The organism is Streptomyces sp. NRRL F-5122 (assembly GCF_001507435.1).
Taxonomy (GTDB): Bacteria; Actinomycetota; Actinomycetes; order Streptomycetales; family Streptomycetaceae; genus Streptomyces; species Streptomyces lannensis.
Window position 1 is genome coordinate 1 of sequence record NZ_LMWH01000254.1, and the last position, 18629, is coordinate 18629.

At 67.1% G+C, this 18629-nt stretch carries 18 protein-coding genes; 10 read left to right on the forward strand and 8 right to left on the reverse strand.

The window, feature by feature from the left end:
- Positions 1 to 362 precede the first annotated feature (362 nt).
- From ADL25_RS31895 to ADL25_RS31920, 6 genes are all read left to right on the forward strand, one after another.
- Positions 363 to 950 (forward strand): dihydrofolate reductase family protein, encoded by a 588-nt coding sequence (locus ADL25_RS31895; protein ID WP_059131367.1) that lies wholly within the window; start codon positions 363 to 365, stop codon positions 948 to 950.
- A 276-nt stretch (positions 951 to 1226) separates the two neighbouring features.
- Complete coding sequence (locus ADL25_RS31900; protein WP_059131368.1) at positions 1227 to 2600, forward strand: NAD(P)/FAD-dependent oxidoreductase; 1374 nt, start codon at positions 1227 to 1229, stop codon at positions 2598 to 2600.
- 185 nt (positions 2601 to 2785) lie between these two features.
- Positions 2786 to 4099 carry an MFS transporter gene (locus tag ADL25_RS31905; RefSeq protein ID WP_059131369.1) on the forward strand — a complete coding sequence of 438 codons (1314 nt, stop codon included), beginning with the start codon at positions 2786 to 2788 and terminating at the stop codon, positions 4097 to 4099.
- A gap of 289 nt (positions 4100 to 4388) precedes the next feature.
- Positions 4389 to 5045, forward strand: coding sequence for an RNA polymerase sigma factor (locus ADL25_RS31910; RefSeq protein ID WP_059131370.1), 657 nt, complete (start codon positions 4389 to 4391; stop codon positions 5043 to 5045).
- Positions 5042 to 6103: a CU044_5270 family protein gene (locus ADL25_RS31915; protein WP_059131371.1), complete on the forward strand. Its 1062-nt coding sequence runs from the start codon at positions 5042 to 5044 to the stop codon at positions 6101 to 6103. The genes ADL25_RS31910 and ADL25_RS31915 overlap by 4 nt, the downstream gene beginning before the upstream one ends.
- Before the next feature lie 287 nt (positions 6104 to 6390).
- Entirely contained in the window at positions 6391 to 6831 is a 441-nt protein-coding gene (locus ADL25_RS31920) for a VOC family protein (protein WP_059131372.1), read from the forward strand.
- 76 nt (positions 6832 to 6907) lie between these two features.
- Here ADL25_RS31920 and ADL25_RS31925 read toward each other — a convergent pair whose 3' ends face one another.
- Entirely contained in the window at positions 6908 to 7261 is a 354-nt protein-coding gene (locus ADL25_RS31925) for a hypothetical protein (RefSeq protein WP_234381116.1), read from the reverse strand.
- 85 nt (positions 7262 to 7346) lie between these two features.
- Here ADL25_RS31925 and ADL25_RS31930 point away from each other — a divergent pair, with 85 nt between their 5' ends.
- Positions 7347 to 7787 (forward strand): hypothetical protein, encoded by a 441-nt coding sequence (locus tag ADL25_RS31930; protein WP_059131373.1) that lies wholly within the window; start codon positions 7347 to 7349, stop codon positions 7785 to 7787.
- 260 nt (positions 7788 to 8047) lie between these two features.
- Here ADL25_RS31930 and ADL25_RS46770 read toward each other — a convergent pair whose 3' ends face one another.
- From ADL25_RS46770 to ADL25_RS31945, 5 genes are all read right to left on the reverse strand, one after another.
- Positions 8048 to 8335: a barstar family protein gene (locus ADL25_RS46770; RefSeq protein ID WP_079050705.1), complete on the reverse strand. Its 288-nt coding sequence runs from the start codon at positions 8333 to 8335 to the stop codon at positions 8048 to 8050.
- A gap of 786 nt (positions 8336 to 9121) precedes the next feature.
- On the reverse strand, positions 9122 to 9592 hold the full coding sequence (locus ADL25_RS50880; protein WP_234381117.1) for a CDC27 family protein: 471 nt from the start codon (positions 9590 to 9592) through the stop codon (positions 9122 to 9124).
- Positions 9589 to 10389, reverse strand: a complete 801-nt coding sequence (locus ADL25_RS50885; RefSeq protein ID WP_234381118.1) for a tetratricopeptide repeat protein — start codon at positions 10387 to 10389, stop codon at positions 9589 to 9591. Before ADL25_RS50885 ends, ADL25_RS50880 begins: the two co-directional genes overlap by 4 nt.
- 377 nt (positions 10390 to 10766) lie before the next feature.
- The gene (locus ADL25_RS31940; RefSeq protein WP_059131374.1) at positions 10767 to 10964 is read right to left on the reverse strand and encodes a hypothetical protein; all 198 of its coding nucleotides are present in this window, start codon (positions 10962 to 10964) and stop codon (positions 10767 to 10769) included.
- Between the two features lie 1080 nt (positions 10965 to 12044).
- Positions 12045 to 13421 carry a YncE family protein gene (locus tag ADL25_RS31945; protein ID WP_159045051.1) on the reverse strand — a complete coding sequence of 459 codons (1377 nt, stop codon included), beginning with the start codon at positions 13419 to 13421 and terminating at the stop codon, positions 12045 to 12047.
- 1347 nt (positions 13422 to 14768) lie between these two features.
- Here ADL25_RS31945 and ADL25_RS31950 point away from each other — a divergent pair.
- Positions 14769 to 15917 (forward strand): hypothetical protein, encoded by a 1149-nt coding sequence (locus ADL25_RS31950; protein ID WP_059131376.1) that lies wholly within the window; start codon positions 14769 to 14771, stop codon positions 15915 to 15917.
- 718 nt (positions 15918 to 16635) lie between these two features.
- Here ADL25_RS31950 and ADL25_RS31955 read toward each other — a convergent pair.
- Entirely contained in the window at positions 16636 to 16869 is a 234-nt protein-coding gene (locus tag ADL25_RS31955) for a hypothetical protein (protein WP_059131377.1), read from the reverse strand.
- On the reverse strand, positions 16866 to 17333 hold the full coding sequence (locus ADL25_RS31960) for an NUDIX hydrolase (protein WP_059131378.1): 468 nt from the start codon (positions 17331 to 17333) through the stop codon (positions 16866 to 16868). The genes ADL25_RS31955 and ADL25_RS31960 overlap by 4 nt, the downstream gene beginning before the upstream one ends.
- 18 nt (positions 17334 to 17351) lie before the next feature.
- Here ADL25_RS31960 and ADL25_RS31965 point away from each other — a divergent pair, with 18 nt between their 5' ends.
- Together ADL25_RS31965 and ADL25_RS31970 are read left to right on the forward strand one after the other, a co-directional pair.
- Positions 17352 to 18131 (forward strand): GntR family transcriptional regulator, encoded by a 780-nt coding sequence (locus ADL25_RS31965; protein WP_059131379.1) that lies wholly within the window; start codon positions 17352 to 17354, stop codon positions 18129 to 18131.
- Between the two features lie 139 nt (positions 18132 to 18270).
- A complete protein-coding gene (locus tag ADL25_RS31970; protein ID WP_059131380.1) occupies positions 18271 to 18627 on the forward strand; it encodes a hypothetical protein in 357 nt (118 codons plus the stop codon).
- The last annotated feature ends 2 nt before the right edge of the window (positions 18628 to 18629 follow it).

Below are 18629 nucleotides of genomic sequence, written 5' to 3' on the forward strand. Positions count from 1 at the left end.
ACACCACCCCCCAGGTCATCCGTTCGACAGGGGGCAACAGCCATGCCGGGCCCGGAGGCCAGCGGCCCTCTTGCAGGACCGCAAAGAAGATAACGGGGTACCGATTCATCGGTCGACAGATGGCCAGGCGCGGGAACGAGGGTCGACGGAGTACGTCAGTCTCGATGCGCAGATCGACGACCTGCCAGGCGTCCTGGATCCGAGACCGACTGCTCAGGCAGGCCGCGGGCCCAAGAACCGGCCGAGTGAGGACATTCGGCGCGTGCCCATTCAGCCCCGACGAAGGGGACTGCGGGAACCGCGATGAGTTCTGCGGCGTCCGGCGGTCGTACTGTCGAACCCGTTGCCGAGGAGGACTTCTGATGCGCAGCGTGACCTATTCGATGAATGTCTCACTTGACGGCTACATCGTCGGTCCGGACGGCGGCTTCGACTGGACGCCGCCCGACGAGGAGGTCTTCCGCTCCTGGATCGACGAGATTCGAGAGGTCGGCGTCCACCTGCTGGGACGGCGGCTGTACGAGACGATGCTGTACTGGGAGACCGCCGACCAGGATCCATCGCTCGACGACTCGAGGCTCGAGTGGGCCGCGATCTGGAAGCGGCTTCCGAAGGTGGTGTTCTCCACCACGCTCTCTGCGGTGCAGGGCAACGCCCGCCTGGCCGGCGGCGGCCTGGCGGAGGAGATCGAGCGCTTGCGGACCGAGCCGGGGCAGGGCGACATCGCGATCGGCGGCGCGACTCTCGCCGCAGGGGCGGCCGAGTTGGGTCTGATCGACGAGTACCGGGCCAGGGTCCACCCGGTGCTGGTCGGCGGTGGCATTCCGTTCTTTCCCCGGCACGAGCGCCGGGTGGATCTCGAACTCGTCCAGACCCGCACCTTCAACTCAAGAGTCGTCTGCTTCCGCTACCGCGTGGCGCGCCGGGCAGAGCCTGAAAGCGCGTGCTGAGCTGGGCAGACACTCGGCCTCCCGTCCCTGACCTCATCCGCCAGCCAACTCCCGTGCCACTCACGGGCGTTCAGGTCTCCCGCCCCTTTGCCCTCGGCCCCTGTCGGGGCGTACGGACTTCGCCCTGACCCTGAACGTCTTCGAGCGGGAGGGCCGGCTCCCGGAGCTCGTCGAGGAGATCCCTCGGGCCACGGTCCAGTGCGTCGCTCACTTGGTGAAGGCGAATGATCTTCCAGCATTAGGCTCATTCCGCAACACGACGCGAAGGGGAGATCGGTGGCGCGGGTTGCGGTGATCGGTGGGGGTATCAGCGGACTGGGGGCGGCGCTCATGCTTGGCCGACGGGGCCACGTGGTCACGTTGTTCGAGCAGGACGCGCGGCAGGCCGGAGAGGACCTGAACAGGGACTTCTTCCAATGGGACAGACCCCGAGTCCCGCAGGCCAACCATCCCCATTCCTTCCTCGCGCCCGTCCGCACCGTACTGCGCACCGAGACCCCTGATGTCTACACGGACCTGCTGATACGCGGAGCACGGGAATACCACGACTTCGACTGGTTCGGCGAGCACCCGCCGCATCGAGACGGCGATGAGGACTTGGTGACCCTGCGCACCCGCCGCATCGTGTTGGAGGCCGCCCTGACCGCGGCCGTGTGGCGGGAACCCACCGTTGAAGTCCGGCGAGGCTGCCGGGTGCGCGCCCTCACCTTCGGGAACGGCCGCCCTGCCCGGGTCACCGGCGTGCAGGTGGGTGTGGAAATGCACCGGGCGGACCTCGTCATCGACGCGTCCGGTCGCCGCTCGCCGGTCCCCGGCTGGCTGACCGCGGCCGGCTGCCGCCCGCCCGTGGTCGACAGCCACCGCGCCGGGATCGCCTATCTGTGCCGCTGGTACCGCCTGCGTCCCGACGGCCCGCGTGACCCCGGACGGGTGAAGACCGGCTCGGCCGCACCGTTCGCGCTCGCCGGAGTCTTCCCTTCCGACAACGACACCTTCGCGGTGAGCCTGGTGCTCTCCACGAGTGATCCGAGCCGCGGCGCGCTCACCGACCCTGCCGTGTTCGAGGCCGTCGCCCGCCGCTTTCCCGCCACCGCCGCCTGGCTCGACCTGGCCCCCGAGGCACAGACAGCCGTCCTGGCGATGGCCGGCCTGGACAACCGCTGGACCTCCCTCGTCGACGATGACGGACCTGTCGTCACGGGCCTGGTCAACGCCGGGGACAGCCTCGTCCACACCAACCCCACCCTCGGCCATGGCGTGGCCCTCGGCCTGCGTGCTGCCCAACACCTCGCCGCCCATGTCGACCAGGCCGCCGCGGACCCCATCGGCTACCACACCTGGACGGCACAGGTCCTCCGCCCGTGGTTCGACGCGCAGGTGGCGGCCGATCGTGGCAACGAACAACGCCTCACCGAGAATTCACCATCCTCGGATCTGCGCACTGCGGCCCTGGCCGCTTGCGCCTTTGACGATCCCGTCGTCATGCGAGCCCGTGCCCAGGTTCGCCATCTCCTGCAACCGGCCGACGAGGCTTACGGCACCGACGAAGTGGACCGAGCTGTAACCGATTGGCTGGCCGCCCATCCAGACCTCTCGCCGACGTACGACGGCCCGACTCGCGATCAGTGGGACGCACTCGTTCCGGGCTGAGCGCCCGGCCGCAGACTGGAATGCCCCTCAGGTGCTGCGACGGTCCGCGGAGCGTCCATGGTTGTTTGCCCTTGTGCGTGCGAACCGATACGCCCCGGGTGTATGGCGAGAGCGGAGCAGAGGTGAGCGCGGTCCGATGGAATAACGGTTGCCCTGACGGTCACAGACCGCCAGGATCGCGTCCCGTGCCTCGCTTGCTCCCTGACCTCGCCCCTTGGCGGTCTTCCCGCGATTTCCGGCTGATGTGGTGCTCGGGGCTGATCACGAACTTCGGCAGCGCCCTGACCCTGGTGGCCTTGCCCGTCCAGCTGAAGGAGCTGACCGACTCACCCCTGGCAGTCGGCGCAGTCGGCGCGGTCGAGCTGATACCGCTCATCCTCTTCGGGCTCTACGGTGGTGCGCTGGCGGACGCCCTCGACCGCCGCAAGCTGATCGTGTACACGGAGGCGGCACTCGGTCTGCTGATGGTCGCCCTCCTGGCCAACGCGCTGCTTCCGCACCCCCTGGTCTGGCCGCTGTACATCGTCGCGGCGCTGAGCAGCGCTCTCGGCGGCCTGCAGCGCCCGGCGCTGGACGCGATGGTGCCCCGCGTCGTCCCGCACGACCAGCTCACCGCTGCCAGCGCCCTCAACGCCCTGCGTTGGCAGATCGGTTCGATCGCGGGCCCGTCCCTTGCGGGCCTCCTCATCGCCCTCGCCGGTCTTCAGTGGGCCTACGTCATCGACGTCGCCACCTTCGCGGTCTCGGTCGCCCTCGGTCTGCGCCTGCGGCCGGCCCCCGCCCGGCGTGGCACCGGGAAGCCGTCACTGCGCTCGATCGCGGACGGCGCACGCTACGCGTGGAGGCGCAAGGAGTTGCTCGGCACCTACGCCGTCGACGTGGCCCAGACCGGCCTCGGGTTCCCCATCGCGGTCTTCCCCTTCCTCGCCGACGACCTCGACGCACCCTGGTCCCTGGGGCTGATGTACGCGGCGCTGCCGGCCGGTGCGCTCATGGTGAGCCTCACCAGCGGCTGGTCGTCCCGCATCCATCACCACGGCCGCATGCAGATCCTCTCGGCCACCACATTCGGCCTCACGATGACGATGACGGGCCTGGTGCACAACGTCTGGCTGGTGCTGCTCCTCCTCACCGTCGCGGGCGGCTGCGACACGATCAGCGGCATCTTCCGCCGGACGATCTGGAACCAGACGATCCCCGACGAGCTGCGCGGCCGTCTCGCCGGCTTCGAGATGTTCTCCATCGCGGGCCTTCAGCTGGGCCAGGTCCGCGCCGGCGGCATGGCCGCCCTCGTCGGCGTCCGCGCCTCGGTCTGGTCGGGCGGCCTTATGTGTGTGGCCGCCGCCGGCCTGCTCGCCATCTCGCTGCCGCGGCTGATGTCCTACGACGCCCGTACCGATGAACATGCTGAGCGTCAGCGCATGATCGCGGCACAGAGGCATGACTCCACTGCCGTGGAGACCGGCGTGCCCAGTGAGGACAGGCAGTCCCAGCGCTAGAAGAAGTACACAGCGCCCGAGCACTCAGGGGTCGTCGCCGGCCGAAGTTGTCCGAGTTCTGGGCCGTGTCCGACGTCATCGCCCCATGGACGATGTCCAGCTCCCGCGGCAGGGAATCCCATCGGATCTGAGCACGCGGCACGCACATGAGCCCGCACAGCTCCTCTCGGTCCGGCAGCGGCCTACGGGCGCCGCATGTGCCCGCCCGCACGTGTTTCCATGACTCTCATGCCGCCTCGGCAGCTGTGTGACAGCGGACACAGGAACTCGGCCGGGGCGGCGGAGGGTAATGAATGTGACGCACACAGAACCAGCAGAGTCGTCGCGTGGGCGAATACGGGCAGGAGACCGTGCCGCGTTCGCCGACCTGTACGAGCAAAACGCGCGGGCGGTGTACAACCACGCGCTGCGGTTGACCGGCAGCTGGTCGGAGGCCGAGGACGTCATGTCCGAGACCTTCCTCGCAGCCTGGCGCGCGCGGGAGACCGTGGAGCCGGAGGGTGACTCCCTCACTCCGTGGCTGCTCGGCATAGCCACATACAAGGCGCACAACGCCAACCGTGGACTGTGGCGAAAGCTGGCCTTCCTGGCGCGCAGCCCGGAGCCTCGCCCCGTCCAGGACTTCGCGGACGAGACGGTCGGCCGGATCGACGACGCCCGCCGTCTGGCCGCCGTCCACGACACACTGCGCCAACTGCGCCGCCAGGACAGGGAAGTGATCGCCCTGTGCGTGGCGGCCGGGCTGGACTACCAGCAGGCCGCCGAGGCCCTGAACATCCCGGTCGGCACCGTGCGCTCACGGCTCTCGCGCGCCCGGAGCCGGCTGGCCAGGCTGAGTGCCGCACCGGCGCGTGATGACGCGAGGGTGGAACCGGGCGGTGCTCGCGGAGAGATAGAGGGCGAGGCCGCGTTCGCGGCGCTCTTTCTGCAGGAGGAAACCCGATGAACGCCGACAATCCGCACGGCATCGGCCCGGCCGAGAGTGAGGCGGAAGAACTGCTGGCGACCTCGGCCGCTTGGGACCTCTCGCCGAGCCGCCATCTCCACCACAAGGAAGTTCTGATGCACCAGATCGACCAGGACCGCGTCTCCGACACTCGAACGTCGACGGCACAGCCCCGCCGTCGGCTGCTCCGCCCCGCGATGGTCCTGCCCGTGGCAGCCGCGCTGACCGGTGTGCTGGTCGTCACCGCATCCGGCAACGACAACGCCTCCACCCCCAGGCGGGCAGACTCCGCGGCCGAGTCGGCAAAGGACGACAGCGCGTCCGCCACCCTCGACCGGATCGCCGCCGCCGCCATGTCACGGGACGTGAAGCCGGTGAAGGACAGCCAGCTCGTGTATGCCGAGAGCCTGACCCGGGAGAACACGGGCACCTTGGGCGGCTCGGTCCGGCTCGGGGCGTTGCACAAGACCGAAGTCTGGACCGTCCAGGGCTCCGGCCCCACCACCAGGACGGGCTGGATGCGCGAAACGGGCAAGGACGCTGTGATGCCTGGTCAGCGGATCCCCATCGTCACCCCCACGCCCGTGCACGCCGGCCTGGACCACCCCACCTACACGTGGCTGGCCACACTGCCCACGGATCCCGAAGCCCTGCGCACACTGCTCTACGCACAGACCAAGCCGTGGGGCAGCCTTTCGCAGGACGAGACCGTCTTCAGGAACGTCGGCGACCTGCTGGGGTCGACGATCATGCCGCCCGCCACCGCCTCGGCTCTGTACAAGGTCGTCGAGAGGATCCCCGGAGTCACCGTGATACCCGACACGGTCGACGCTGCAGGCCGTCACGGCATCGGCATCACCCGTAAGGACCCCGCATCCGCCACCCGTGACGAGTGGATCTTCAACAAGAACACCCTCGCCTATCTCGGCTCACGGTCATACATGACCGCCGGCAAGCGCACGGGCGTCACCGCCGACACGTTGTACGGCATCGACGCCATCATGGAGCGCGGGGTCGTCGACAAGCCCGGCGAGGTCCCCGCGAGCGCCGAGGGCTGACCCTGGCGCAGACTCCTCCTGGACGACCCACGCCCGGCTGTCGGCGACGTCGAAGGCCGCACCCGGTCCGTGCACCGGTTGGGCGACCGAGGAGCCTGGAACGTTCGCGTGGCGGTGGACGCGCCGGATCGGGATGCCGGTGCCATCGATGTGACTGTTGGACGGCGAGGCGCGTTCCAGATTCTTCGAAGTTCGGCAGTCTGCGGATGTCGAGAACGTGCCACCGGCTCCGTCCCAGGGACATCAGCGGCCACCACCGGCCGCACGAGGAAGAAGGAGAAACCAGCATGGCGATTCAGCGGATGGACAACGTCGGCATCGTCGTCGAGGACATGGATGCCGCCATCGCGTTCTTCGAGGAACTCGGTATGGAGCTGGAGGGCACGGCGGAGATCAAGGGCCCCTTCGCCGACCAGTGCACCGGACTCGAGGGCGTCCGCTGTGACATCGCGATGGTCCGGACCCCGGACGGTCACAGCCGGCTCGAGCTGGCGAAGTACCACAGCCCCGCGGTGATCAGCGCCGGGCCGCGCAACCGGCCGCACAACATCCTGGGCACGCACCGCGTCATGTTCGCCGTCGACGACCTCGAGGACACCGTTGCCCGCCTGCGCCCTCACGGCGCCGAACTCGTCGGCGAGATCGCCCGGTTCGAGGACAGCTATCTGCTCTGCTACCTCCGCGGACCGGAGGGCATCATCGTCGGACTGGCCGAGCAACTGCGCTGAGAAGGAGGAACCGAACCATGCGGCCGATCGGAAGCCATGAGACGGACCTCGGAGAGTGGTGGCTCGCCACCACTTCTCAGGCCGATACGCGCCCCGGGCCGCGGCCCCGCTCGGCTGCCGGCAGCAGCGCATGCGCCGCCTGTTCCGCATCATCGGGTGTCAGGTAGATCTCCTGCGTCCACAGCAGTGACAGCCGGATCCTGCCGTTGAGGAGGTTGGTTGCGACATCCACCTCCACACCATTGCCCGTCACGTCGGCTACCAACAGGTCCTGGTCGCTGCTGTAGGCGCTCACATCTGCGAGCATGCCGAACCGCAGGTCGCGAAGAGAGGCGATTACATCACCCGACGCCGAGCCGCTAACCGTCGGCTGAGGCCTGATAGTCCGGTTGCGCTCGGCCCGGTACGCGTCGAACAGGCTGAAGAACAAGCCGATCGCAGGTAATTGGAGGGTCTACCGTGGAGTTCCCGCTCGATCGGGCACGGGAGGTCCACGAGCCCAGCAGAATGCCGAAGTGGCTATATCGCAGAGAGAGCACCAATCCAGGCAGTACGGTGCTGCAGGCGCTTGGGCCTTCCTCGGGCCGGCGCTCCTGAGCATCACCGTGTTCATCGGAGTGCAGGCGGCGGTGGTGCTCGGCGTCCTGGGGGAAAGCGGGCAGATCGCCACGTCCAGTTGCGTACGGAAGGATGGCGGCAAGGGCGGCTCCTACACCCTCTGTGAAGGGCGATTCGTCTCTGATGGTGCAGGCACGACTGTTCCGCTGGCGAAGGTCCGGTACCCGGGGCGCGCTGGTGATGACGTCCCTGTGCATCGAGCCCCCTGGGGAACGTTCGAGGCGCTGGACGACAGCTTTCAGCAGAAGGCGAAGCAGTCCGTTATCGTCGGCCTGCTTCTCTCTGCGGCCATTGGCTGCATGGCACGAGGTGCCTTCTACCTGCGGAAGCTGACGTAGGTCGAACCGAGTCTAAAAGACCCGGTCGAGCTTTCGGGTGCCATCCATCGGCGAGGACGGCGCCAGTGTGGGATGCCGACTTGAGATCTGGCCTCATCATTATCAGATTGATCATCACACACTGTCGGCGCTGGAAGTCAGCTGATGTACGACGCCCAAGCGGTCGCCGGAGTCCACGCGAATACGCCTTCGTCGACCGCTGTTGGTGTCAGTCGCGGTGTTCGCTCGGTATCGGGCGCAGACCACCCGCGATCATCGTGTCAGGGCAACTGACGCACGACCAGTCGGTTCTGCCGACCCGCGAAGCACCGTCTCAGTGATCGCGCCTCACGATCACTGGAGGCAAAGAGGCCCTGTTTGTCCACGTGGATGACGAGAACGTCATGACAATCAATAACCTCGGAGATTCCCCGGGTCTGGATGGTGTCCGCCCACGCATCCAGGTTCCGTCCGAACCACTCAGGCAGTCCGCAGGGCCCAGCCACAGCGTCCCAGAAGTCGTCGAGCGTCTTGATCGGCCGACCGCGAATCTGCGCCTTCTCCGCCATAGCCGGAGATTGGCCAACGCGGCAGTGAGCCGAATATCGCTTTTGCCCGGTCGCCACGTGGAGCAGGAGCCTGGCCGCTCCCCTCGTCGGGCTCTCGCACTTGCGGCTCTTCCTCAGGCGGATGCGCCAGGCCGCGATGCGTGAGCGTGCGCGATCGCTGGAAGGACAGTGACTACGTGTTCACCACGCGTACGGGGCGATCGATCGAGCCGCGCAACGTAACGTCTACGCCAACGTCGTCCAGGACACGCACCGCGAGGCGGTCAGCCACATGGACCGGCTGCTCATGCGGCGCCTACAGCGCGAGTAGCCGCAGCACTGATGTCAGATCCGGATGTCAAAGGCCCCCAGCCATGATCGGCTGGGGGCCTTTTTCCTGGTGGGCGCGGACGGTTTCGAACCGCCGACATCCGCCTTGTAAGGGTGGCGGTCAGGCACGAGCCTGGCACGCAGGTCACTCCGGCTATGGAGCGCCCCAGGTCAGCGGCCCATCTCGACCGAGGCGAACCGGTGTTGACCGCAGCTGACCGCCTTGTGTGGCACGGCTGTGGCACGCGCCGAGCGACCAGGCGCTTAGAAGATGCGGGCACACCCCAGTTGGCTGGGCCAGCAAGTCTGCCGGGTTTCCGTGACAGGCCGTCAGGTGTTGTCGTCGTCCGCACTCGTTCCCGTCAGCGTTGCCGTCACTGCCGTCTGGGCCTTGATGACCCGTCTCACCGAAGTTTGGTCGGTCTCAAGGAAGTTTGACCACAGCACTCAGCAGCGACCCGAGCTGGTGGAGCAGTGTCAGAAGGGCGGTTCGGTGGAGTGGGTGCCGGCCCAAGGATCGTCTGCCGGTGCGGGCTGCGGGCGTTGTCGGAGAACTTGCACCGCTTCCTCGATGCGGCCGAGGTCGATGAGGCACTTGGCCCGGAGCGAGGTGTTGCAGGCCGGGTGTCGTTCAAGAACGGAGAGGGCCTCCTCGGCGCGGCCGGCCGTGGCGAGGAGGTCGGACAGAGACCAGGCCGCGTACCAGGTGTCTTGTTCGGGGTGCGTCTGGGTCTGCTCGATTGCTTCGTCGAGCAGGCCGAGGCGAACCATGAGAAGGAGCCGGATCCGGAAGAAGTCCCAGTCTTCCTTGCCGCCGCGGCGCGCCTTGAGAATGTCGAGGTAGGCCAGGCCGTCGGGGGCTCGGCCTAGGTCGGCGTACAGGGTGCACAGCGTGTGGACGATCCAGTCCTCCGCGCCGCCAGGCCGGTCGGCGAGGGTACGTATCACTCCGATCGCCTCGTTACCCTGCCCGTGCCGGACCAGGAGTTCGGACAGCGGGACGACCACGTGCCACATGCCGTCGGACTCTTCAGCGAACGTCCGTAGACGGTGATCGCTCCTTCCGCATCGCCGCGCTCCTCAAAGACCTCGGCCAGGCGCTGCGCGGCGTGCCCGTGGTACTCGGAGGCCGCGTACGCGCGCAGTTCCTCGATCCGGTCGTGTCTGGCCAGCAGGTCGGCCAGCGCGTCGCGGCCGTTGACCGAGGTGCTTTCCCGGCGGCGCAGCAGTTCGATCGCCTCCTCAATCCCGCCCTGTCGTTCCCGGATGGCGGCGAGCAGAGGGAAGGCGTTGGACGGTTCGAGGCGAAGCCTGCCGCAGTCGGGGTCGTCGCAGGCCGGGACCGCTGCGGCGATGCGGGCCTCCAACAGCGCGGCAGCCTCCTCGTCCAGCCCCGCGACTTCGGCGACGTCCACCAGGCCCTCGGCGAGGAACCAGTCATCGATTCCGGGCCGCAGCAGCGCGAACGCATCGGCGCCGTGGCCGTGACGGGACAGCAGGCGAGCGAAGAAGTTCAGGACCAGCCGGTCCCCGGCCTCCGCGTACGGGCGGCACAGCGCGATCGCCTCGTCGGCCCGTCCCCAACCCTCCAGCAGCTCGGCCTGGGCTTGGGCCGCTGGCCACCAGCCCGTCGCGATGTACGGGGCGAGCACCTCCAGCGCCCGCGCGTACTGCTGTCGATCGCCCAGCAATCGCGCCCACGCCAGTGCGCAGAACCACTCCCCGCGGCCGGCCTGCAGCTCCACCTCCCGCTCATGGCCGAGCTCGAGAAGCCGGGCTACCAGTGATGAAGGAATGCAGCCCGTCAACGTTCGGGCCTGATAGTCAAGATCAGCAGCGTCCACGGCTCCGCACCCTAGCCCCCGCCTCTGACACGGCTCCCGGATCAGCGAGCGGTGAAAGTCCGATGAGACGAAGTCCAACCCCGTGAAGCTGCGGTGAGACTGATCAAAACTTCGGTGAGACGGGTCACTTGATGCGACCGCCGCTTTACAAGTTCGATCCGACATCCTCGGCAGGCGATTGCCGCGAAGCTTGAGCTGGCGCCTACGGCCGCCTGGAGCTGCTGACGTCCGGTGCCGTTGATGTCAGCCGTGGATGTCAGATGCCCCGCCCTGTTCGGCTACGGGCGACGGTAGACGGCAGGATCGGCTCCGGGAGCCGGCGCCCGGGACAAGTCCAGGTAGCACGGGTAGTCGGGGTCACCTACCTCCATGAGTACGAACTGATCGACGTCGTGCTTGGCGAAGCGATGGAGGTACTGCAAGAAGAGTTCCAGTTCCTCGTCGGAGAGGGGTTCGTCGTGTCGGTCGTTTCGCACGCCCTCACCCTACGGCTGGCCCGGGTGGCGTGACCGCTTCGTCCCGAAGCAACTTGGGTGGGCGTCCGGCTTTGGGCTGGTGTGCTGCTCACCTGCGCCGATGGTCCGCTGACGTCCGCGCTCGTCCGCCGGTGTTCGTCGGCGTTGTCACGCAGTTAGACACTCAGCCTTGCTCCATCTGCCTTGTGGGGAAACACGGGTGCAAGGGCGCTGACGGCCGTCCTACCATGAGTCTGCCTGCGTCGGCCGGCTCGCTGTAGACCCGCAGCACCGGCCCGCTGTGGAGGGGACCAGCCCGTTCGAGCCGGGCCAGGTGGGCTGACACCTGCTGAGCGGTTCGATACGAGGTTCGCCAATGCCTCAGGGTGGGGCCATGAAACGGGAGCAGCTCGAACGGCTGCTGGGTCGTGGCGACGACACGTCGGCGGCCGCTCTCGCTGCACTCCGCGCCGACGCTTCATACGTCGTTTGGGACGGGACGACCTCACCCAAGTCACTCGCGACGGTCTACGGGCGCCGACTCCGTCACACCCTTCGGCGGGGCATCGAGACCTCCGGCTTGGCCCGGGCCGTGCAACGCCTCGACCTATACGGCCGACCGGTTCGATTGGGGCAGATCAGGACTGCCGACGGATCGTGGATCTTCATGCTGTTTCTCGACGCGGACGGCAGCGCGCTGGTGGCGTGCACTGGCGTACGGCAATCCAAACCAGGCTTGGCACGACCAGACACCTGCTGAACCGGCGCACGGCCAACACGCTTTCCAAGTGTGCTCGTGCCCATCGGACGGCCGTACGGAGTCGTTCACCTGCGTCTATGCGTACTCGTTGCCCTGGATCTCAACCTGCGCTGGTGCTCATCCGGACTGGGTGGTACGCATGCGAATGAGACCAGAAGTGAGACCAGGCGTTTGGCGCGCACCTCGTCGTCTGGCACGACGTCGCGCCGATGGAACGTCGCAGCCTGCCGTTGGATGCCGCACCACACGGCGTCAGGCGGTCGGCGCTGCGGGAGCCGCCCGGGGCGCAGACACGGTCACCGATCACGCGCTGACCACATGACTGCGCCGCCATGCGTCCGTCATGCCATGGGCATTGCCGGGCCTGGCTCGTGCTCGCCGGGTGGAGTTCCAGGCTTGAGGATGACGGAGGTGTAGTGGTTGGCGAAGAAGTACGAATAGGACAGGCCTTCGTCGATCCTGCCGAACTCGTTGCTCATCATGGTCATTAGCGCTGTGGTGCGGGTGCCGTCGCTGGCGTAGGCGGTGAACATCTGGTTGGGTGGCAACCCAGTGGCTCCGATGGTGACTTCGTTGATGCCCGGGAGTGCCCGGATCAGAGCCGTGCCCTCGCCGGAGCTACCGGAGACGCGCAGGGGGAGGTTCTCTGTGCGCATGCCCAGACCCTGCCGGCCCAGGTTTTGTGTGCTGGTGGCTGGAGTGTTGCGGGCCACGTACACCAGCGCCATGGGCGACTGACCGATGGGGAGGGTCTTGATCACCGAGTTCGTGTGCGTGTCAATGACGTCAACCGCGTCGGAGTTCTGTAGGGCGACGTAGATCCTGGTGTTATCGGGGCTCGGCCAGATGCCGTGGGGGCCGTGGCCGTGGTTGTGGATGGTCTTCACCAGCGTGGGCGGCGCCCCGGTCTTCGATCGGCGGTACACCAAGGTCTCGTCCAGTCCGCCGACGGTCATGTAGGCGTAGTCGACGCCGCCGACGGTGACGAAGTTGGGGTGGTTGGTGCGCGGCCCCGTGTTCATCACCGCCTCCACACGGAAGGTTTGTGCATTGACCACAGCGGTGGTCCGGCCGTTGACCGGCATGCCGAGCCAGATGTCCCGGCCGTCGGGCGAGATGGCCTCGTCGGAGGACCCACCCGCCTGTTCGGGAATCGGCAGGCGCTTGATGATCCGGCGGGAGGCCACATCGATCATGTCCAGCCGTGAGGCGCGCAGGTGGTTGACATAGGCGAGTTTGCCGTCGGTGCTGAAGACCACCTTCGACGGCCCGTCCTCGGTGTGGATCCGGTCGACCTCCTTGCCGGCCCGCCAGTCGAGCACCGAGATGTAGTCCTGGCCGCGCACCGCCACCCACAGCCGCGTGCCGTCCGGCGAGAAGAATCCCTCGTGCGGCGCCCGGCCGACGTACATGGTGCGCACTACTTTGTTGGTCGCAGTGTCGATGATATGGATGGCGTTGGTGGTCACGTCGATCACGTCGAGCCACTTCCCGTCCCGGGAGAAGCCCAGGCCGTGCACGTCGATCTCCCCGTCGTACATGGCCCCCAGCACGTCCGCGCTGGGGTCCAACCGCGGCTTGCCCAGAGCGATCGTGCCCAGCACCTTGTTCGTCGCCGGATTGATGACACTCACCGTATTGGAGTCCTGGTCGGCGGTGTACACCCGGTCGTTCGCCGAGATCTGTTGCGCCCCGCGCAGCGCCGGAGCTTGGATCACCGTGCCCGACACTGGGCTGGCGTTCGACCCCGGACCTGGGTGGGAGGCCGCAGATTCCGGCGTCCCGGTCGCCGTGCACGCGGCGATTGACGCGTACACGGCCGCCGCCGCGAACGCGCGGGCCAAGCTGGGTTTTGTGCCCATGTTCACTCCTTGTGGTCACGTCGTCGGCGGATGGCCCGCGCCGCAAGTTGCCAGCGGCGCTTGGCTTGTGGGGGCTGTGCCGCGTGGCGTGAGAGGTTGCGGCAGGAACTGATCGCTGGTTCATCAATGGCCGCCAGGCGAGAGCAGCGCCTGTCATCGTGGCGCCGAGGTCACCTCTTTCGAATGCGGTCACGTATTTCCGAGCACGTGATCGATGGCGCCTGACGTCGGTCGGCTGAATCATCGTCGAGCCAGAAAGGAATCTAAAGGGACACTTTCGACATGTTCACCTCGGCCGGAGGTTTTCACTCGGACGGCCCGTCTGTTGGCGAACGGCTGGCGAATGCACGGCCGTTCAGGCTTCGTGCGGTGTACGCCGAACGGGTTCACGATGGTTCACGACGGGCCGACCACAACTGCGATCGCAGCCTCGCGGGGCAGTAGCCCGCGCGGTCGGCGGAGTTTCAACGGCACGGTCAAGCGCCGCCGCGCTCGGATCCTGGAGCACTAGTTTGAAAGACGCCGTATGCGGATCGCGGCTGACCTGGCAAGGCACTGACCTGGGTCGGAACGCGATCGGCGCCGCTGTTCCCCGTGAGTCCCCGCTGCGTCCCGCTGGATCGGGCACGCAGGGCACAGCCGACCTTCTGCTTTTCAGGCGAGTTGATCGTGCGGCCAGGAGCATGATCCGGCCCGACAACGACAGATGTTGACACCTCGTGACACCCCGCTGCGTACCCTGGCGTCCGTTGCCGTTGCCGTCAGACTGCCGTCAGGGGCGCCGGCCAGGGATGGTGTGGGGCACGGGGGCACCTTCTGATCCGTAGCTCTACACAGATCGGTCAGTGACGGTCATACAGCGTCGCCTCAGGGTCTCCGGAGGATGTTGCTGGACAGGGAAGGACGCTGTGGTTGCTGTACTTCGCTGCTGTACGCGAGCGAGGTCTGCTCTCAGGCGTTCGGCCGTCGTTCTCCATTGCCCGCCTGCGGAGCTCGCCAGGAGGGTGTGACGGGGAAGTGTCATCGTCTTGCAGTCCTGTCGGGCGATGGATTCAGCTACTTGGCTGTATTTGCTGCTGTTTCTGGGTGAGGAGGGGTTGCGGCTCACTGGGCGAGGTGCGGGGGGCGGCTTTGCTCGCAGTGTCCGGGACGCGGATGAGGGACCGTCTGTGCTCCGAAGGTGCCTGCACTTCAAGGAGAGCCATGCGATACACCACCCTGTCCGGCATCGCCGCCCTGGCCGCGGTTCTCGCCAATGGCGTGAGCGCGGTACCGGCCGTCGCGGGAGGCGGAAGCGGGAACGGGATTTCGGTGCCGTGTGACACCGCGGCCCTGATCAACGCGATCGCCATGGCGCCGGCGGGATCCACCCTCGTCCTCGCCCGCCACTGCACCTACCACCTGACCACGGCCTACAGCGGCGACGACGGACTGCCCCCCGTCGACAGACAACTCACCATCGCGGGCCGGGACTCCACCATCGTCCGCGACGGACTGACCGCTAGTGCTTTCCGTATCTTCCACGTCACCTCCACCGGTGACCTCCGCCTCGACGACCTCACGATCCGCGGCGGCAACGCGCCCGATGACGGGGGAGGCATCCTCGTCGACGCCGCCGGCATGCTGAAGCTCAACAAGGTCACTCTCGACAACAACACCGCCTTCATCGAGGGAGGCGGCGTCGATGTCGAGTTCGGAGCCACGGCGTACATCACCCGAAGCGAGTTCACCTTCAACAACACGACGGGCGAGGGTGGCGGCCTGGAGTCGGACGGTACCGTCACCACCGACGGGGTCGTGTTCTCCCGCAACTTCGCCGGTGGCGGCGGTGCCATCGGCCACGAGAGCGGTGACTCCATTTACCGCAACACGACCCTGAAGAACAACACCTCAAGTTTCGAGGGCGCTGGTATCGACATGACCGCCGGCACCGCGCATTTCATCAACAGCAAGATCCTCAACAACACCACCGCGGGTGTCGCCGGTGGCGGCATCTCGAATGCAGCCTTGATGACGCTCGTCAAGACCGAGGTCTCCGGCAACGTCGTTGGAGGCGCCGACGGCAAGGGCGGCGGCATTTATGAAGACAGCGGCACTCTCGTGCTGCAGTACAGCTCCGTCGACCGCAACAGCGCGAATGGCTCCGGCACTTCACAGGCCGGCGGCATCTACAACACCGTCGGTGGTGCGGTGACGCTCGATCACAGTGAGGTGGACAACAACGCCTCCACCACAGCACCGGGCGGCGTGTGGACCGACACCCAGTTCACCGTGAACCGGTCCCAGATCCGGCACAACATCCCCACCAACTGCGCGGGCAGCCTCGTCATCGTCACCGGCTGCGTCGGCTGACCCCTCACGAACCAAACCCGGCGGGCATCCGACCCCACCCCAGCTCACCGTGACGACGATGATCGCTGGACCTTGCCACCTCCTCAACCCGCCGCCTTCCCCAGCTCCCATCCCGTCTGCCGTCGACCCACACACCGTGGAGCAGGCGTGGTTCCTGGCGTCCAGGTGGAGCGCGCCACTGTACGAACGACCTGGACGCCAGGGGCCGCGTCTGCTCGGCTCTGCCTGGGTCGATGGCAGGCGGGATGGGAGCTCCCCGCGCACGCCACTACGGACCCGCAGTCGGAAGCGGCGCCCCCTCCATCCCGGTGCCGGCCGCCCCCGCCGGAGGCATTGCCTTGACCGTGGGCCGCTCTATGCGGTGCTCGACTCATGGCCTACTGCCCTATCCACATGTGGGCGCGCGTCGGCGCAGCGCGGGCGGAGCGGGCCGAAGGCAGGAGCGTCGCCCGCAGCGGAGCCGGGAAGCGCGCCCGGCGGAGCGGAGCGCAGCCGGGGCTTGATGGAGTAGAGAAAGTTCTATCCCGCTGGGATGGCATGCCGCTGTCTTGTCTCGGTTGATGCCTGACGTTGCGGCTCCGCTCGCTGCCTTGTGAGCGTTGCTCGTTGCCCGCTGGAGGGGCCATCAGGACGGCGCTGACCGTGGTGCCGCGAGCTGACTCGACCGCTGTGTTGGCGGCAGGGTAGGTGCCGATAGGCCTGGAGTGGCAGAGATCCGTTAAAGCGCGATGGGCTTGTATGCCATGGCGCGGTCGACGACTTTCTCGGCAGAGAACGCGGGGTCGTAGTCCCAGAAGATGTAGTCCGAGATGTGCGGACAGCCCAGTCCACGCTCTAGGGCTTCGAGGATGTCGGAGTCCTCTGCCTCGTTGGCTGTGTCACCGTTCAGGAGGCGCTGCACGAGGGCTATCGCCTGGTTGCGGCTCATTTTCTGGGCGCGTTCGATGGTCATTGGGCCGGTGCCAGGTGCTTGCCATCATGGCTTCGCACGTGCGGGCCGTTGCCGTCCAAGGCGTCCAGAAGTCGGACTGCGAAGACTTCGGCCATGCGCTCGCTGACCTCGTCGGGCGTGAGCCATTCGACTGCCGTGGACTCGTTGGAGGTGCGTTCGGTGCCGCCTGAGGGCTTGCAGCGGAAGACCAGGGCCACGATGCCCCGCGTCGTGTTCTTGTAGACCCCGGTGAGCTCGTCGACCTCGACGTGGATGCCGGTCTCTTCCAGGACCTCGCGGGCGACGCCGGCCTCGGGGGTCTCGTTGAGTTCGAGTACGCCGCCGGGGAGTTCCCAAGTGCCGTTGTCGGCTCGGCGGATGGCCAGGAGGCGTCCGTCCTCGCGCACTACTACTCCGGCGACGGACACGGAGTGCAGCGGCGTTGACTGGCCTTCCTGGGCACTGTTACTCATGTACAGGAGCATAGGAGGAAGAGAAGGACTATGGGAACAGCGGTAGGAGGTGAGAGGGCCGTACCTCGGTACGTGCAGATCGCCGAGCAGATCGTTCAGCAGATCCGGGCCGGTGTCCTCAAGCCCGGTGAGATGGTGCCGAGTGAGTCGGAGCTGGTGGACCGCTACGGCGTCTCGGGCGGCACGATTCGCAAGGCCATGGTCGAGGTGCGCGCGAGCGGGCTGGTCGAGACGCGGCACGGCAAGGGCTCGATCGTGAAGGATCGCCCGCCGGTACGGCATCGCTCCTCCGACCGCTTCCGGCGCTCGCACCGCCAGGGCGGCAAGGCCGCCTACCTCGCGGAGTCCGCGCAGTCCGGCGCCACGGCCAAGGTGAGCGTCCTCTACATCGGCCCCATGGAGGCCCCCGAGGATGCCGCCGAGCGACTGGGCGTCTCCGCCGGCACCCAGGTGCTCGCCCGGCGTCGCCTCTACTTCCGCAACGGCACCCCCGTCGAGACCGCGACGTCGTACCTCCCGTGGGATGTCGTCAAGGACATCCCCGAGCTGTTCGCCGAGAACCCTGGTGGCGGTGGCATCTACGCCCGACTCGAGGATCACGGGCACGAGTTCGCCGAGTTCGTGGAGACGCTGCAGGCGCGTACGGCTTCCAAGGCGGAGGCGTCGGAGCTGGCGCTGAGCCCCGGTGCGCCGGTGGTTCATCTGGTCCGTGAGGCGCGTACGACGGAGGGTCGTGTGGTGGAGGTCTGTGACACGCTCATGGCCGCTGACCAGTTCATCTTCGAGTACCGGATCCCTGCGGTCGACTGACGCAGACTCAACTCTCTTCAGCCCGTCGCGAGTTCTTCTTCGCGGCGGGTTGACTCATGTATAGGAGTCAGACACTCTTCTTCATGTCACTCATGTACATGAGTGACGGAGTCCAACCTCTATAGAGGAGTGAACTGCTGTGCGTCAGATTCCCGTCGACACCTCCGCCGCGACCGTGATGGTCGCCAAGACTCCGCAGCCGAAGGTCAAGGACCGTCGGACCGGTGAGATCGCGACCGATGCCGAGACCGGGGCGAAGTTGATGACCGTGGACGTGATGTTCGCGGCGAACGACGAGGTCGAGATCCTGTCCGTCACCGTCCCCGAGCCGGGTATCTCCGGTGAGCTGGCCATGGGCACCCCGGTCGCTCTGACGGGCCTGATTGCCCGGCCGTGGGAGAACGACTTCAACGGGCAGAAACGGCACGGGATCGCGTTCCGCGCGGTCGCGGTCACCTCCCTGGCCGCCACCGGTTCGACGCCGAAGGCGGCCTGATC

Coding starts and splice junctions, on each gene's coding strand:
- ADL25_RS31895 (WP_059131367.1), top strand. CDS start 363: ATGCGCAGCGTGACCTATTCGATGAATGTCTCACTTGACGGCTACATC.
- ADL25_RS31910 (WP_059131370.1), top strand. CDS start 4,389: ATGAATGTGACGCACACAGAACCAGCAGAGTCGTCGCGTGGGCGAATA.
- ADL25_RS31915 (WP_059131371.1), top strand. CDS start 5,042: ATGAACGCCGACAATCCGCACGGCATCGGCCCGGCCGAGAGTGAGGCG.
- ADL25_RS31920 (WP_059131372.1), top strand. CDS start 6,391: ATGGCGATTCAGCGGATGGACAACGTCGGCATCGTCGTCGAGGACATG.
- ADL25_RS46770 (WP_079050705.1), bottom strand. CDS start 8,335: ATGGCGGAGAAGGCGCAGATTCGCGGTCGGCCGATCAAGACGCTCGAC.
- ADL25_RS31950 (WP_059131376.1), top strand. CDS start 14,769: ATGCGATACACCACCCTGTCCGGCATCGCCGCCCTGGCCGCGGTTCTC.
- ADL25_RS31955 (WP_059131377.1), bottom strand. CDS start 16,869: ATGACCATCGAACGCGCCCAGAAAATGAGCCGCAACCAGGCGATAGCC.
- ADL25_RS31960 (WP_059131378.1), bottom strand. CDS start 17,333: ATGCTCCTGTACATGAGTAACAGTGCCCAGGAAGGCCAGTCAACGCCG.
- ADL25_RS31965 (WP_059131379.1), top strand. CDS start 17,352: ATGGGAACAGCGGTAGGAGGTGAGAGGGCCGTACCTCGGTACGTGCAG.